12 protein-coding genes and 1 pseudogene are annotated in these 15,073 nt (G+C 71.0%); 7 read left to right on the top strand and 6 right to left on the bottom strand.

Annotated features, from left to right (window positions below):
• Positions 1-7: 7 nt before the first annotated feature.
• The 3 genes from QMK24_RS18585 to QMK24_RS18575 are packed head-to-tail and all read left to right on the top strand — an operon-like array spanning position 8 to position 6,901.
• Positions 8-1,960 (top strand): non-ribosomal peptide synthetase, encoded by a 1,953-nt coding sequence (locus tag QMK24_RS18585; protein ID WP_283467319.1) that lies wholly within the window; start codon positions 8-10, stop codon positions 1,958-1,960.
• Position 1,961: 1 nt separating this feature from the next.
• Positions 1,962-3,965: a non-ribosomal peptide synthetase gene (locus tag QMK24_RS18580; protein WP_283467317.1), complete on the top strand. Its 2,004-nt coding sequence runs from the start codon at positions 1,962-1,964 to the stop codon at positions 3,963-3,965.
• Positions 3,962-6,901, top strand: a complete 2,940-nt coding sequence (locus tag QMK24_RS18575) for a condensation domain-containing protein (protein ID WP_283467316.1) — start codon at positions 3,962-3,964, stop codon at positions 6,899-6,901. Before QMK24_RS18580 ends, QMK24_RS18575 begins: the two co-directional genes overlap by 4 nt.
• Before the next feature lie 100 nt (positions 6,902-7,001).
• Here the strand turns inward: QMK24_RS18575 and QMK24_RS18570 are convergent.
• A pseudogene (locus QMK24_RS18570) lies at positions 7,002-7,387 on the bottom strand (barstar family protein).
• A gap of 180 nt (positions 7,388-7,567) precedes the next feature.
• On the opposite strand from QMK24_RS18570, the gene lexA reads away from it, so the two are divergent.
• Positions 7,568-8,278, top strand: coding sequence for a transcriptional repressor LexA (gene lexA / locus QMK24_RS18565; RefSeq protein WP_502962551.1), 711 nt, complete (start codon positions 7,568-7,570; stop codon positions 8,276-8,278).
• Between the two features lie 46 nt (positions 8,279-8,324).
• Here the strand turns inward: lexA and QMK24_RS18560 are convergent, their stop codons facing one another.
• Genes QMK24_RS18560 through QMK24_RS18550 form a run of 3 tightly spaced genes read right to left on the bottom strand, consistent with a single transcriptional unit; the run spans position 8,325 to position 9,948 of the window.
• Positions 8,325-9,296 (bottom strand): NAD(P)-dependent alcohol dehydrogenase, encoded by a 972-nt coding sequence (locus QMK24_RS18560; protein ID WP_283467314.1) that lies wholly within the window; start codon positions 9,294-9,296, stop codon positions 8,325-8,327.
• Positions 9,293-9,526, bottom strand: a complete 234-nt coding sequence (locus QMK24_RS18555; RefSeq protein ID WP_283467313.1) for a helix-turn-helix transcriptional regulator — start codon at positions 9,524-9,526, stop codon at positions 9,293-9,295. The genes QMK24_RS18560 and QMK24_RS18555 overlap by 4 nt, the downstream gene beginning before the upstream one ends.
• Positions 9,520-9,948, bottom strand: a complete 429-nt coding sequence (locus QMK24_RS18550) for a hypothetical protein (protein WP_283467312.1) — start codon at positions 9,946-9,948, stop codon at positions 9,520-9,522. Before QMK24_RS18550 ends, QMK24_RS18555 begins: the two co-directional genes overlap by 7 nt.
• 184 nt (positions 9,949-10,132) lie before the next feature.
• On the opposite strand from QMK24_RS18550, the gene QMK24_RS18545 reads away from it, so the two are divergent.
• Both QMK24_RS18545 and QMK24_RS18540 read left to right on the top strand, forming a co-directional pair.
• Positions 10,133-11,212 (top strand): glycoside hydrolase family 19 protein, encoded by a 1,080-nt coding sequence (locus tag QMK24_RS18545; RefSeq protein ID WP_283467311.1) that lies wholly within the window; start codon positions 10,133-10,135, stop codon positions 11,210-11,212.
• Between the two features lie 118 nt (positions 11,213-11,330).
• On the top strand, positions 11,331-12,005 hold the full coding sequence (locus QMK24_RS18540) for a formylglycine-generating enzyme family protein (RefSeq protein WP_283467310.1): 675 nt from the start codon (positions 11,331-11,333) through the stop codon (positions 12,003-12,005).
• 163 nt (positions 12,006-12,168) lie between these two features.
• On the opposite strand, the gene QMK24_RS18535 is transcribed toward QMK24_RS18540, so the two are convergent.
• A complete protein-coding gene (locus QMK24_RS18535; RefSeq protein ID WP_283467309.1) occupies positions 12,169-12,579 on the bottom strand; it encodes a hypothetical protein in 411 nt (136 codons plus the stop codon).
• A gap of 350 nt (positions 12,580-12,929) precedes the next feature.
• Between QMK24_RS18535 and QMK24_RS18530 the strand changes: the two genes are divergently transcribed.
• Positions 12,930-14,522: a serine/threonine-protein kinase gene (locus QMK24_RS18530; RefSeq protein ID WP_283467307.1), complete on the top strand. Its 1,593-nt coding sequence runs from the start codon at positions 12,930-12,932 to the stop codon at positions 14,520-14,522.
• Here QMK24_RS18530 and QMK24_RS18525 read toward each other — a convergent pair whose 3' ends face one another.
• Positions 14,523-15,065: a hypothetical protein gene (locus QMK24_RS18525; RefSeq protein ID WP_283467306.1), complete on the bottom strand. Its 543-nt coding sequence runs from the start codon at positions 15,063-15,065 to the stop codon at positions 14,523-14,525.
• Positions 15,066-15,073: the final 8 nt, after the last annotated feature.

The raw sequence follows: 15,073 nt of genomic DNA, 5'->3' as shown, positions 1-15,073 counted from the left end.
CGGCCTCATGAACCGCTCCGCAGCCGACGACACCGTCCCCGCGCGCCCGCTCGCCCTGAGTGTCGCCGCCACGGAACCGCTGCCCATGGATCCCTCCGGCGCGACCGTGCTCTCCCGCTACGAGAGCTGGGTGCGCAGCGCTCCCGACGCCCCCGCCGTCCTGGACGGTGCCCATCGATGGACCTACGCCGAACTGGACGCGGCCGCCGACGTGGTGGCCGTGACGCTGCGCGACCGGGTCCGGCCCGGCGACCTCGTCGGAGTCTGCCTGGACCGGTCGGCCGCGCTGGTCGCGGTGGCCGTCGCGCTGGCCCGGCTCGGAGCCGTCTATCTGCCGCTCGGGCCGCGCCCGGGGGAACGGCGGATCGCCGCGGTCACCGAGAATCTGCGGGTGGTCTGCCTGATCGGTGATCCCGGTCTGCTGCCCGAGGCGCACCGGGCGGGTGAACACCTGCCCCTGCCCGTCCCCGTCGGGGGCGCCAACGCGCCCGCGACCGCCGTCGGCGCGTTCACCCCGTCCCGCGCCGACGCGCTCGGCGCACCTGGGAACGCCTTCTACGCCGTCCTCACCTCGGGCTCCACCGGAACCCCCAAAGCCGTCGCGGTCGCCGAACCCGCGCTCAGCGCGCTCCTCGACTGGTACCGGCCGGAGACCGGCGTCGGTCCCGGCGAGCGGCAGAGCCTCCTGATCGGGGTGGCGTTCGACCCGCATGTCATGGAGCTGTGGGCGGGCCTGACCAGCGGGGCGGCCCTGTGCCCGGCCCCCGACGCGGTCCGCTGGGACCCTTGTGCGCTCACCGACTGGTGGCGTGACGCGGGTGTCACGGTCTCGGTCGCCGCGACCCCGATGGCCGAGCCGGTCCTGGACCGGCCCTGGCCGCAGGACCTGGTGCTGCGCCACCTGATCGTCGGCGGCGACCGGATGCGCCGCCGCCCGGCGCCCGGTGTCACGGCGACCGTCCACAACGCCTACGGTCCGGCCGAGGCGACGGTGGTCACCACCACGTTCACCATGCGCCCCACGGACACCGACCGGGCCGACGGCGCACCGCCCATCGGCCGCCCGGTCCCCGGCGTGAGTGTCTGCGTCACCGACGAGCAGGGCCGCCTCCTGCCGTACGGCGAGGCCGGTGAACTGCGCATCGGCGGAAGGCTGCTGGCGCTCGGCTACCTCGACGAGGCGCTGACGGCCCAGCGGTTCACCACGGCGCCGCAGGGAGTGGACGTCGCGGGCGCGGCAGGCGTGGACCGCGTCTACCGGACCGGTGACCGCGTGCGCATGCGACCCGACGGACATCTGGAGTTCCTCGGCCGGCTGGACGACCAGGTCAAGATCAGCGGGGTGCGGATCGAGCCCGCCGAGGTCGAGGCCGCGTTCGAACACGATCCCCGCGTCGCCAACGCGGTGGTCGCCGTGCGGCGTACCCCGGACGGTGACGCCCGGCTCGCCGCCTTCGTCCGCACCGCCCCCGGCGCGGACGCCAGCACGGCCCAACTGCTGGACGCCGTACGTTCGTGGCTGCCGGAGCAGGCCGTCCCCTCGACCGTACGCATCGTCGCCGACTTCCCGCTCGACGCGAACGGAAAGGTGGACCGCGGCGCGCTTCTCGCGGCGCCCCAGGAACCGCCCGCCGACACAAGGCAGGAGACCGGCGGCGCGACCGGCGATGGTCCCAGCGGTGAACCCGGCGATGAACCCGGCGATGAACCTGGCGATGACGGTGAACGGCTCGTTCTGCGGCTCTGCCGCGACCTGCTCGGCCATCCGCGGCTGCGGCTGACGGACAACTTCACCGAGGCCGGCGGCAACTCGCTCGCCGCCGCGCGGCTGCTGACCGCCATCGAAGCCGGCAGCGGGGTGCGCCTGCGGGCTCCCGAGGTCCTGCGCCAACCGGACCTCAGGGCCGTGGCGGCGCTCATCACGGCACGCCGTTCCGCCACCTCCGGAACGGCGGCCTGACATGCCGGACCCGACCGGGAACCACCCCACCGCGTCCACCGCGTCCACCGCGAACCACCGCACCGCGTCCACCGCCCCGCAGGCGGCCCCCGTCCTTCGGAAGGAACAGCCCGTGCCCACCGACCGCACTCAGCCGGCAACCGAGGCGGACCACCGCCCGGACGGCGGCGTGATCGCCCAGGTCGCCCGCCATGCCGAACGGACCCCGCACGCGCTGGCCGTGACGGACGGCGAAACCACCCTGACGTATGAGCAACTCCTCTTATCCGCACAGCGGTTGGCCGCCGAGCTGCACAACCGTGGGGTGCGTCCCGGCGACCGGGTTGCGTTGCTCGTCCCGCGCTCCGCTCGCACGGTCATAGCCCAACTCGCCCTGTGGTGGGCCGGAGCGACCTGCGTTCCGCTGGACCCGGCGCACCCGTGGCCGCGTACCGCCGCGATGCTCGCCGACACGGCGGCGACACTGACCCTGGGCGACAGCAAACTCCTGGAAGCCACAGGCATCCCCGCCGACCGGGCGATGGTGCTGCCGTCCCAGTGGGCCGTGCCGCATACGCGGTCCGCGCTCACCGGCACCCCCGGCCCCGCCGCGTACGCCCCGGACGGTGTCGCGTTCGTGATGTTCACCTCCGGCTCGACCGGGCGCCCCAAGGGCGTGGCCGTCACCCACGGCGGTATCGCCGCCCTGGTGACCGCTCCCGACTACGCGACGATCACCCCGCGCGACCGGGTGCTGTTCCACTCCCCGGCCACCTTCGACGCGTCCACTTTCGAGGTGTGGTCGGCGCTCGCCAATGGTGCGGCCGTCGCGGTCTGCAGTGCGGAGCGGCCCTCGCTGGAGGATCTGGCGCACCAGGTGGAGCGGCACGGTGTCACTGTCGCCTTCTTCACCACGGCGCTCTTCCACCAGCTCGCCGCGCGCCGGTCGCGGCTGTTCGGCGCTCTGCGCACCGTGGTCGTCGGCGGGGAGGCGATGGCGGCCCAGCAGGCCCGCGTCGTCCTGCGGGCCTTTCCCTGGCTGGAACTGGTCAACGGCTACGGCCCGACCGAGACGACGACCTTCGCCACCGCCCACAGGGTCACGGACGCCGACTGCGACGGCCAGATCCCGATCGGACGTCCGGTAGCCGGAGCCACGGCCCATCTCCTGGACGCGGACGGAGAACCCGTACCCGCAGGCACCCAGGGCGAGTTGTGGATCGGCGGCACCCGGCTCGCGAACGGATACGTCGGCCTGCCAGAACTGACCGCAGAGCGCTTCGTCGACCATCCGGCCCACGGACGCCTCTACCGCAGCGGCGACCTCGTCTCCGCCCGCCCCGACGGCATCCTGGACTTCCACGGGCGCGCGGACGACCAAGTGAAGGTCCGCGGATTCCGAATCGAGCCGGGGGAGATCGAGTACGCCCTGCGCGAGGAGCCCGATGTGGACGACGCCGCGGTGGTGGTACGCCACCGGACCGGCGACGACGTCCGGCTCGCGGCCTTCCTCGTCCCCGCACCGGGGCCGGTGCCGCGCACGGAGACCCTGCGCGCCAGGCTCGCCGGGCGGCTGCCCGCCCATCTCGTTCCCGACGAGTGGACGGTGGTGGACCGCCTGCCGCTGACCGCCTCGGGCAAGGTGGACCGGCGGGCCCTGGCCGACCTCGGCGACGCTGCCGTCACCGAGGCCACCAGCGGCGCGGGCAGCGCCGAACTCAGCCCGATCGAACAAGCCGTGGCCCGGGCGTGGAGCCTGTCGCTCGGCATGGAGGTCACCGACCCGGACGCCGACTTCATCGCCCTGGGCGGGCAGTCCCTGCTCGCCCTGTCCGTCGTCGACGACCTGCGCAAGGACCTCGGAGTGGATCTGCCGCTCGCTGAATTCTTCCTCACCCCGACCGTGGCCGCGCATGCCGCGGTCCTGGAACGCGTCCTGCTCGCCAACCTCGCGGACGACCTCGGCGACGACCTCGGCGACGACCTCGACCCCGCTCTCGACCTGCCGACAGGGAACGCCCGATGACCACCGACTCCCGCCCCACAGCAACCGCCCGGCAGGAAGCACTCCTGCGCGCGGCCCGCTCGCGCGCCCGCAACCGCCCGGCCGCGGAGCCGCCGGCCGGGACTCCCGCCGCCGGCACCGGACCGGTGCCGCTCTCGCACGCCCAGCGCCGCATGTGGCTGATGGACCGCCTCCGACTGGGCGGGGCGCTCTACAGCGTGCCGTTCGCCACCCGGGTCGGCGGCCCGCTCGACGTGGACACCCTCGCCGCCGCCCTGACCGCGCTGGTGAGCCGGCACGAAATCCTGCGGACCCGGTACGGCCACCACGAGGGCGAGCCGTTCCAGCAGGTCGAAGCCCCGGCCCCGGTACCCGTCGCCACCACGGACGCCGTAGGCGACGGCACGGATCAGCTGGCCCGGGAGGCGGCGCGCCCGTTCGACCTCGCGGCCGGCCCTGCCCTGCGCGTGCTCGTCCTGCGGCACGCGGAGCATGACCACACGGTGCTGCTGACCCTCCATCACATCGCGGTGGACGGCGGATCGCTGGAGACGGTGGCCGCGGAACTGGCGGAGCTGTACGCCGCCGCCCGCGAAGGCCGCCAGGACCGGCTCGAACCGGCCCCCCAGTACGCCGAGTTCGCCCGCCGGGAGCAGGAGTCGGCGGGACGGCTCGCCGAGGGCCTGGAGCACTGGGCGCGACGGCTCGCCGGAGCGACCCCCGTATCGCTGCCCGGACCGGCCCGCGCCGACGACGGTTCCGCCCGGACAGGCCCTGATGCCGCCAGGACAGGACCCGGCCCGGCAGGCGGGACCGGGCGCACCCACACCGTTCCTCTGCCGGACGGCGTACTGCCGGGCCTGCGCACCTTGGCGCGCGAGCGCAGTACGACCCTGTTCACCGTCGTCCTCGCCGCGTCCTTCGCGGCGCTGCACCGCGCGACCGGTGAGAACGACCTGCTCATCGGCTGTGCGAGCAGCCACCGCACCGGTACGGCGATGCGCGGCCTCGTCGGGCTGTGCGTCAACACCCTGCCCGTACGCGTCGACCTGTCGGGCGACCCCGGCTTCCTGACCCTCGTGGACCGGGTGAAAGAGGCGCTGCTCATGGCCCAGGAGCACCGGGACGTCCCGTTCGACCTGATCGTCGAGCGGCTCGGCGCGGCCGCCCGGAACGCCGACGGCATGCCGCTGGTGCGCGTCACCGCCGATGTACTGCGGGAACCGACCGTCCTGCGGCTGCCGGGAACGACCGCAGCGGCGGTCGACATCGATCTGGGCACGACCAAGTTCGACCTGTCCTTCGGCGTCGAGGAGACGACGACCCCGGCCTGCCTCGTCCAGCACAGCGCCACCGCGCTGGACGCCGGAGCGGGCGCGCGGCTGGCCGACGGATTCGCACACCTGCTGAGCGCGGTCGCGGCCGACCCGCAACTGACCCTCGCCCGCCTCCCCGTACAGCCGGCCGCAGCAGCCCCAGGCGCGGCACCCCGAACGGCCGAGGAACTCCTGCGGGCACACCCCGATGTCGCGGACGCGGTGGTGCTGGAGTTCACGGACCGGCCGCCGCTGGCGTGGGCCGTCCCCCGGGGCGTCGCCGGGGCCGGAGCGCATCAGCTCCGCGCCCATCTGCGCTCCGCACTGGCACCGTCCGCCGTCCCCGCGGCGGTCACCCTGCTCGACGCCCTGCCGTTGACGCCCGGAGGAACCGTCGACACCGGCCGGCTGCCCGGCCTCCCCGCGCCCGCCCTCTCGCCACCCCCCTCGGTGCAACCGTTCGATACCGGACGTGCCCGCACGGTTCTCGGCGCTTTCGCCGAACTGCTGGGCCAGGAACCGGCACCGGACGACGACTTCTTCGCCCTGGGCGGCCACTCCCTCATGGCGGTCCAGCTCGCCGAACGGCTGCGCGGACGGCTACTGCTGCCGCTCACCGGCCTGGACATCATGGAGCGGCGCACGCCCCGCGCCCTGAACGCGCTGCTGGATACCCGGCAGTCCGAACGCGACGCCGCCGGCGTCGCCACACCTCGGCCCGCCCGCCGGTCCGCGTCCACCCGCGAGGGCACCGTGCTGGTGACCGGCGGCACGGGCGGTGTGGGCTCGTTCGTGCTGCGTGAGCTCGCCAGGCTCGGCCGGCCGGTGCGCGCGCTGGCACGGCCGGAGTCGGCACACCGGGTCGCCGCAGACGGCGTCGAGGTGTACGAGGGCGACCTGTCCGACCTCGACAGCCTGCGCGCCGCCTGCTCAGGGGTGGACGCCGTGATCCATGCGGCCTGCACCTTCACCCGGCCGGAGGTGGACATCGCCGCGATGCGGGTGCTGGTGGACGCGTGGCGGCGCGGACCGTTCGTCTTCGTCAGCAGCGTGGACGCCTACGGGGAACCGTCCTCCGCCGAGGTCCCCGAGGGCGCGGCCCCGCACGGCCGGCTGACCCCGTACGGCCTGGCCAAAGTGGGCTGCGAGCGGCTGCTGATGCGGGCCGCCGGGACCGAGGGCCGTGGCGGCGCCAGCGCCGTGCGCTCCCCCCTCGTCTGGGGTGCGCACGACCGGCTGCGCGAGCAGCTGCGGTGGGGAGCGACCGGAACGTTGTTCCAGGCTGCCCTGGCCGGGGAGCCGCTCGTACTGCCCGACCCGGCAGCCGGAGCACACCCCTGGTACGGGCCCGCCTGGGTGCACGGCGACGCTCTGGCCCGCGCACTGGCCGGTTGCCTCGACGAGCCGGTCCACGGAGTGGCCAACGCCATCAGCGGCCACGTCTCCTGGTCCGATCTCGCCGCCGAACTGACCCGGCTGCTGGGCAGCACGAGCACGATACGGTTCGCGCCCGATGCGGAGCGCGATCTGGACCATCACTGGCACTACCGGGCGGACCGGCTCGCGACCGTGCTCAAGCGACAGGACGACCAGGACTGGCGCACCGTCCTCGCCGCGATGACCGCTCCCCCGCGCGGCTGACACGACGATGCGCCCGCCCAACCCGGTCCGGGCGCATCGCCCCAGCAGCGCCTCACCACGGGCTCGGTGCCACGACGATGGCACCGAGCCCGCCGCGCGCTCATCGAAGCCGCAACGCGCCGGGGACCGGGCCTTCGAAAATTTTGGTCAGCCAGTCGAAGACCGTCGGGCCTCGCCCGCTCTTCGCGGCGGCCAGCTCCTCCGCGACCCGCCCACGACTCGTCGGGTGACAGCGCCCCAGTCGTATCTCCAATTGACGGACGGTATCCGGGTAGCCGAGTGCCCGCTGAGACGCCTCATGGTCGCGCCATTCGACCTGAAGTCGCCATCGTCGGGTGTTCCGAAGCCGCCACGGAGGCAGTCGTTGAAGGCGTCGAGATTCTTCCCGAAGTAACCCCCGGGGCCGTTGACCGCTTCGCCCATCACCTGCCAGAAGTCCTCCAGGGTATGGATCAGGCTGCCATCGAGTACGTAGATCGTCGTCACAAGCAGTGAGCGTCGGGCGGTGAAGGCATCGACGGCACACGGATGAATCTCGCTGCCCCCGGACACCGGCTCCCCTCCGCCGGGATTCCCCCGCGCCGCGACGGATCGGATCGGATCGAGGAATATTTTTCGCAAGTTTGTTTGGTTACCGCGCGGGCGCAGGGTTACGGTGTGTGTCCGATCAAGAAGCCGAAGGAGGCCGACATGGACGGCACCACGCGACCGAGCCGCCTGGGACGGCCCCCCGGGACCCGATCCAACGGGACCGGACTGACCGTGCGCCAGGAGCAGATCGTCGCCGCGATCGAGGACAGCGTCCGCACCCGCGGCTACCCGCCGTCGATGCGGGAGATCGGCGCCGCCGTAGGCCTGCGAAGCACCTCATCGGTCGCCCATCAGCTCATGGTCCTGGAGAGCAAGGGCTTCCTGGTACGCGACCCGCACCGGCCCCGCGCCTACCAGGTCCGCTCCGCTGCGCCGAGTGAGAACGCCCTCAGCGTCGCCGCTTCCCCCTCACCCACCGTGCGCGTCCCCCTCCTCGGACGCATCGCGGCGGGCACACCGATCCTCGCCGAGGAGTCCGTGGAGGACATCCTCACGCTCTCCCGCCAACTGGTGGGCGGCGGCGAGCTGTTCGCCCTGGAAGTGGTCGGCGACTCCATGATCGGGGCCCATCTCCTGCCGGGCGACTGGGTCACCGTGCGACGGCAGGACGTGGCGGACAACGGCGACATCGTCGCCGCCCTGCTGGACGGCGAGGCCACCGTCAAGCGCTTCCGCCGCGAGGACGGCCATGTGTGGCTGCATCCCCACAACGACGCCTACCAGCCCATCGCCGGCGACGATGCGACCATCCTCGGCAAGGTCGTTGCGGTCCTGCGCCGCCTCTAATGGTCGTCCGCGGTATGTTCCCGTCCTCGGAACAACCTCGGCGCTGTCACACGGTGATGACGATTTTGCCACGCGCGTGACCCTTTTCCAGATACTGAAGGGCGTCCGGGACCTCGCCCAGGGAGTACGTCCTGTCGAGGACCGGTGTGACCTTGCCGGCCTCGATGAGTTCCGCCAAGGACTGAAGGTCTTCCTGGCGGGGTCTCGCGAGCAGCACGCGCAGGTTCTGGCGTACGAAGGGCGACAGCAGGAGCGCCCGGAGCTGACGGTCCACGCCTCCGAACCACCGTCCGCCCTCCTCGCCGCCCATGATGACGAGAGTTCCCTTCGCAGTGAGAGCCCGTCGGAGGTGGGACAGCGAACGGTTGCCCGCGATGTCCAGGATGAGGTCGTAGCGCGACGGCGTGCTGGCGAAGTCGGCCCGTGTGTAGTCGATGACGTGGTCCGCGCCGATCGAGCGGACCAGATCCGTCTTCGTCGTGCTGCACACACCGGTGACTTCCGCCCCGAACGCCTTGGCCAACTGCACCGCGAAGGTCCCCACGCCCCCCGCCGCACCAATGATCAGGACCTGCTGCCCGGCCTGCACCCGCCCCTGGTCCCGCAGACCCTGGAGGGCGGTGAACGCGGAGGTCGGTACGGCCGCCGCCTGCTCGAAGGTGAGGTTCGCGGGCACCCGGGCGAACGTGTCCTCGTGACCGCACACGTACTCCGCGAAGGAACCGTCGCAGGTGCCGAACACCGGATCACCCGGCTGGAACCGGGTCACGTTCACCCCGACCGCCTCGACGCGGCCCGCGACATCCGTCCCCCGAACGCGGGTCTTGGGCGCGCGGAGGCCGAAGCCCCCGATCCGCAACAGGTACGGCAGGCCGGTCATGAGGTGCCAGACGCCCCGGTCGACTCCCGTCGCGTGCACCCGCACGAGCAGGTCGTCAGCGCCGGCCACGGGCTTGTCGATGTCCCTGAGCTCCAGCACATCCGTCGATCCGTAGTTGTCCTGCACGATGGCCTTCATTTTGGCTCCTCTGCGCTTTCCGGGTACTGGAAGACGTCGCCGAGCGGAACGTTGAACGCCCGGGCGATTTTGAAGGCCATTTCGAGGGACGGCGAGTAACGGCCCTGTTCGATGGCGATGACGGTCTGCCGGGTAGCGCCGACGCGCTCGGCCAGATCCGCCTGGGTCATCTCTCCATGGGCGAATCGGAGGGACCGGATCGTGTTCGAGACCCTGGTCGGCTTCACCATTGCTGGAATCCCCGTCGGTAGGCGACGATCTTCGCCACGGAGCCGAGGATCGCCGACAGGATGAACGCCAGGTAGATCACGTTCGAGATCCAGAAGTAGTCCAGTTCGGCCAGCGACATGCCCAGTGCCGTCATTCCCCCTGCGACGACGAAGGATTGGCCGATGTATTCGCCGATCCGATGGATCTCCCGGTCCCGCTGGTCCTTCTTGTCGGCGTCCTTGGACGAGGCGATCGCGACCACGATATTGAGCACGATCGACGTCACGATCGCGGCGCCGATGGTCCACAGCAGCGCTGATACGTACGGCACTTCGGCGAGCGGGGTGTTTCCGGCTCGCCCGAGAACGATGACCAGATAGACGGCATACGCGCCGACCGCGACCCCACCCATGATCCACGCACGCTTCTCTTCGAATGGCATGCCACGAATGTAAGGCAAAGCAGACTCGGTGTCTAGTTTTCTTTACATCTGTCGGCGGCCTCGCGGACTCCGCCAATGCCGGCGGCACATCGGCCGATATTGGTCTGGACCTTGACAGGTCCAGACCAATCCAGTTGAGTGCGGGGCGATCCCACCCACTCAACCCCCCACTAGGAGTGGTCACATGTCGAGACAACGGATCATGGCATTCCTCACCGCACTGATCGTCGCCGTCGGACTGGCGGTCCTCGTGCCCTTGGCGTCCACCGCGTCCGCCGCCGAATGCGCCTCCCCCTGGAACGCGTCGACGGTGTACACCGGCGGACTGTCCGCGTCGTACAGCGGTCATAACTGGTCTGCGAAATGGTGGACCCAGAATGAGACACCCGGCAGCGCCGCCGTCTGGGCCGACTCAGGTGCCTGCGGCACCTCGGGCCCGGGAACCGGCGGCGGTTCGGGGTCGTGCGACTACCCTGCCTGGGTCGCGGGCCGGGCCTACGTCACCGGTGACGTCGTCAAGTACTCCGACGGCAACCTGTACCGGGCCGAGCACGACAACCCGGGCTACGACCCGGTCATCAGCACCTGGTACTGGGAGCCGTACACCTGTAGCGGGGCACCGACCACGCCTCCCCCCAGCCAGGGCGGATTCGCCGTCAGCGAGGCCCAGTTCAACCAGATGTTCCCGAGCCGCAACTCGTTCTACACCTACAGCGGTCTGACCGCCGCCCTCAGCGCGTACCCCGGCTTCGCCAACACCGGCAGCGACACCGTCAAGCGGCAGGAAGCCGCCGCGTTCCTCGCCAACGTCAGCCACGAGACCGGCGGACTCGTCTACATCGTCGAGCAGAACACCGCCAACTACCCGCACTATTGCGACGCGAGCCAGTCCTACGGCTGCCCCGCCGGCCAGTCCGCGTATTACGGGCGCGGCCCCATCCAGCTCAGCTGGAACTTCAACTACAAGGCTGCCGGCGACGCCCTGGGCATCGACCTGCTCCACAACCCGTCCCTCGTCGAGACCGACGCCTCCGTCGCCTGGAAGACCGGCCTGTGGTACTGGAACACCCAGAACGGCCCCGGCACCATGACCCCGCACAACGCCATGGTCAACAGTGCCGGTTTCGGTGAGACCATCCGCAGCATCAACGGCAGCATCGAATGCAACGGCGGCAACCCCGCCCAGGTCCAGAGCCGTATCGACGCCTACCAGCGCTTCGTCCAGATCCTCGGCGTCCCGGCAGGCAACAACCTGAGCTGCTGATCACCGCCCGCCGGACGGTCATGACAAACACGACCGTCCGGCGCCCGGGGTCGGACCGTGAGCGCCGGCCGGGTACCGCTCGCTCGTCGAGGACATGCGTCAGTAGGATCACCTGCCTATGGACGTGAGCGCAGGAAACGTGATGATCGCCATCCCGCCGGGGCAGGTGACACTGTCGGACCGGCGAACACAGCGCAGCTGGTCGGCCGAGCTTGCGCCATACCGGCTGGCCGCGTTCCCGATCACCCAGGCGCGGTACGCACAGGTCACCGGTCGGCGGCCGAGCAGCGCGCAAGGCGACCGGTTGCCCGTCGAGGGCGTTTCCTGGTGGGAGGCAGTGCGGTTCTGCAACGCCCTTTCCCAACGAGAGGGGTTGGCGCCCGCCTATCGCCTCAACGCTGACGGCGAGGGTATCGAGTGGAACGCATCCGCTGACGGGTACCGGCTACCGACCGAGGCCGAGTGGGAACACGCCTGTCGTGCCGGTTCGGCCGACGCGAGGTACGGGCAGCTCGACGAGATCGCTTGGCATCGCGGCAACTCCGGTGAGCGGATCCACGACGCGGGGGGCAAGCAGCCCAACGCGTTGGGCCTGTACGACATGCTGGGCAACGTTTGGGAGTGGTGCTGGGACATCTACGACGCCGAGGTCTACGGCACCTACCGGGTGCTGCGTGGCGGTGGGTGGTTTGACGAGCACTGGAGCTGCCGGGCCTCGGTGCGGCGGCGCAGCCACCCGACCTTCCAGATCGACGACGTAGGATTCCGCATCGCGCGTTCCGTCGTGCGCTGACGTACGTCCTCCGCGGTGCTCGATCAGTCATGCGATTGCCGTCGCGCGCCGGCTGTCTCGCCGTCCAACCCCAAGGCGGCGCTTGCCTGTCGCAGCGGATGGCGAGCCGCGGCGGGGTACCGTCCCGGCAACCCGCCGCGCCACTGTCCCGCACCTCAGCGGACTACCACCACGCGGAGCAGCGCGCCGATCCGTCGTCGCTCGCCTGAACGCAGACCCGGGTCAGCGCGGGGCTGTTGTCCGGAAGGTAGGTGCTCTCCTGCGAGTTGTACCTATCGACATAGATCCGGTTCTGCAGGCCATAGAAGTGCCCGGTGTTTCCGTCCGGAGCCCAGTCCATCCAGCCCGAACAGTTCACGCTGCCGTTGGAATTGTTGACGTAGTTACGGACCTGCCAGCCGCCACCGCCGGCCACGTACTGGGTCATCATGGTGCCGGTGCAGTTCTTGCTGGTCACCGAGTTTCCCGCCGTCTCGGCGGACGCCACACCGCTGCCGCCCAGCACCAGCGTGCTGGCACCGACCAGCGCACCGACCGTGACGGCCGTCCGGCGCACGACACTACCTGCGTTCATTTCCCGCTCCTTCGCCTCGCCCCGCTGCGTTTTCAGCCTGTGAGGCGATCATCGGACGCGGTTCCAACGGTCCGCTAACGGACCGCTAACAACCGGCCCACGTGTGCTGAGCGCCGGTATGTCGTTGTGCACCCGGATCGTCGGCTCCTTGTGGCCGGTCGACCAGAACGCGCACGGTGTGATGATGCGTCGGTGGTGGCTGCCTGTACGAGAACGACCCGCATCCGGATCACATCACAGAAATCCTCGACATTCCGCCCACTCACGAGGTCGCCGCCGATACCCTGTCCGCAGGCGTCGGCGGGAGCGCCGGCCGTGCGGTGGCGGGGCGGGGCGGGGCGGGGGCGCAGATGCTGTCGGATCCACCGGGCTCGCCGGAGCGGGTAGTGGCGGGTCGGTTCGCACTCCTGGGCAGGCTGGGCGAAGGCGGGATGGGCACTGTCTGGCGGGCCCTCGACCGTGTGCTGCAGCGGGAGGTCGCGCTCAAGGAAGTCCGGTTGCCGGGCGGAAGCACCCAAGAGGTCGCACAGGTGCACGGACGGGTACTCCGCGAGGCGCGGGCGCTGGCTCGGCTCCAGCATTCCCACGTGGTGACGATCCATCAGGTCGTCGACGATGAGCCGTTCCCCTGGCTGGTCATGGAGCTGGTCGCGGGCCTGTCGCTCAAGGCGCTTCTGGATCAAGGGCCGCTGGCCCCGGCCCGAGCGGCCGGAATCGGCAGTGACGTCCTGGCCGCCCTGCGGGCCGCTCACGAGGCCGGGATCCAGCATCGGGACGTGAAACCGGCGAACGTGATCATCCGCCCCGACGGCTCGGCGATCCTGACCGACTTCGGGATCGCCGCCATGGTGGGCCAACCTGGCCTGACCGAACCGGGGTACATCATCGGGACCGCCGAGTTCATGGCGCCCGAGCGCGCGGCGGGCCTGCCCGGCGGACCGGCTGCCGACCTGTGGTCCCTGGGCATGCTGCTCTACGTAGCGGTCGAGGGCTCCAACCCGCTGTCCCGCGATACCCCCTTGGCGACCTTGATCGCCGTACGGGAGGATCCGCTCCCCACCCCGAGCTCGGCCGGACCCTTGGCGCCGGTTCTGCGCACGTTGCTCGTCAGGGATCCAGCCCTGCGCCCCTCGGCAGCCGAGCTGTCCCGGATGCTGACCGAGGCGGTGCGTACGGCGACCCGAGCGGGCCCGGGCGAAATCCGCTACGCGCCGACCAGACTCAACGGCCCACCTCCACGGCGCGCAGGGGACGGGGAGACACCTGCTGCGGTTCCCCTGCCCAGAACAGCGGTACGCGGCGGCAGCCGCAGCCTGCGACGCGGCCTGGCAGCAGCCGCCATTGCGGTCGGCCTGGCGGCGGCATCAGTAGCACTGGCCGTCGGCTTCATGACCGGGAGAGGCAACCACGACCCCGCTGCCTCCCATACGCCCGCACCGTCCACATCCCGGTCCACTACCACCTCGGGGAATGCCGGCCACGGCCCTGCGTCCTCCAGTACACCGGGGCCGTCGCTATCGCACTCCACGACGGCCTCCACCGCCCCACCGATCAGTCCATCAGCCCCTACTTCCGTCCCTTCCGCACCAGTGGGCGAGTCGAGCGCAGACAGCTGGATCGCTCAGCTCTCCTCAGTAGTGATCTCCGACGGCACCGGAGCCCGGGACCGGGAACTCGCCGCCGTCCGGCAGCAGATACCGGATGCCAGGTTGCTGCGCAGCGACGACTTCGCCTCGCTCCGCCCCGGCTACTGGGTCGTCTACACCCCCGGCCCGTTCGCCGACGGCCGTGCGGCACTCGCCCTCTGCGCCTCCGCAGGCCGCACCAGCGACAACCAATGTGACGGCCGCTACCTCTCCCACCACGCCCCGGACATCGTGTTGATCTGCCGCCATGGCGCAAGCGGCGGCAACGCCGGCCGCTGCACCAAGCGCAACAGCTGATCACAACAGTCCGCCTGCGAGGAATGACACCATGCGACTGGCCAGGACCCGCGCGCAGTCCGGGCCCAAGTCGACCACAGCGCCGTCGGCCGGTGTGACCCAGGTGAAAGCCGGCGGGTCGGCGGGGACCACGGAGACGGTCCGCGGGCCGGCCGGCACGGACGTTCCGCCGGTCGTCACCGCGGATGCGGAGATCGCGTAGTTGCCCGGGCTCGGGAAGGTCACGGAGTAGCTTCCGCCGCCTCCCCGGTGGTCCCTGATCGACGTGACACTCTGGACGTCGAGAATCGTCTCGCTGTAGGTGACCGCCGGTACCGGTTTCCAGCCGCCGCCCCGCAGTACCCAGCGGGTGCCGGGGTCGGCGAATACCGTGATCGTGGCCGGCACGCCCGCCGCCACCGGTCCGCTCGGCAGGGAGATGCTCACCCGTGGCGCGACGTCGTCCGGCGGGGTCGTGATCGATTCGTCCGGTGGGGTCGTTATGGATTCGTCCGGGGATGTCGCCGGACCGTCCTCAGCGGCCGGCAGATCATTGATGGTCACGGTCTCTC

The sequence above is a fragment of the Streptomyces sp. PH10-H1 genome, assembly GCF_030063355.1.
Taxonomy (GTDB): Bacteria; Actinomycetota; Actinomycetes; order Streptomycetales; family Streptomycetaceae; genus Actinacidiphila.
The sequence above is the reverse complement of the archived record's forward strand: the minus strand, read 5'-3'. Positions and strand labels throughout refer to the sequence as shown.

Bases quoted from the DNA above. Each gene is read 5' to 3' on its own strand.
- QMK24_RS18585 (WP_283467319.1), top strand. From the start codon at position 8: ATGAACCGCTCCGCAGCCGACGACACCGTCCCCGCGCGCCCGCTCGCC.
- QMK24_RS18580 (WP_283467317.1), top strand. From the start codon at position 1,962: ATGCCGGACCCGACCGGGAACCACCCCACCGCGTCCACCGCGTCCACC.
- QMK24_RS18575 (WP_283467316.1), top strand. From the start codon at position 3,962: ATGACCACCGACTCCCGCCCCACAGCAACCGCCCGGCAGGAAGCACTC.
- QMK24_RS18560 (WP_283467314.1), bottom strand. From the start codon at position 9,296: ATGAAGGCCATCGTGCAGGACAACTACGGATCGACGGATGTGCTGGAG.
- QMK24_RS18555 (WP_283467313.1), bottom strand. From the start codon at position 9,526: ATGGTGAAGCCGACCAGGGTCTCGAACACGATCCGGTCCCTCCGATTC.
- QMK24_RS18550 (WP_283467312.1), bottom strand. From the start codon at position 9,948: ATGCCATTCGAAGAGAAGCGTGCGTGGATCATGGGTGGGGTCGCGGTC.
- QMK24_RS18545 (WP_283467311.1), top strand. From the start codon at position 10,133: ATGTCGAGACAACGGATCATGGCATTCCTCACCGCACTGATCGTCGCC.
- QMK24_RS18540 (WP_283467310.1), top strand. From the start codon at position 11,331: ATGGACGTGAGCGCAGGAAACGTGATGATCGCCATCCCGCCGGGGCAG.
- QMK24_RS18535 (WP_283467309.1), bottom strand. From the start codon at position 12,579: ATGAACGCAGGTAGTGTCGTGCGCCGGACGGCCGTCACGGTCGGTGCG.
- QMK24_RS18530 (WP_283467307.1), top strand. From the start codon at position 12,930: ATGCTGTCGGATCCACCGGGCTCGCCGGAGCGGGTAGTGGCGGGTCGG.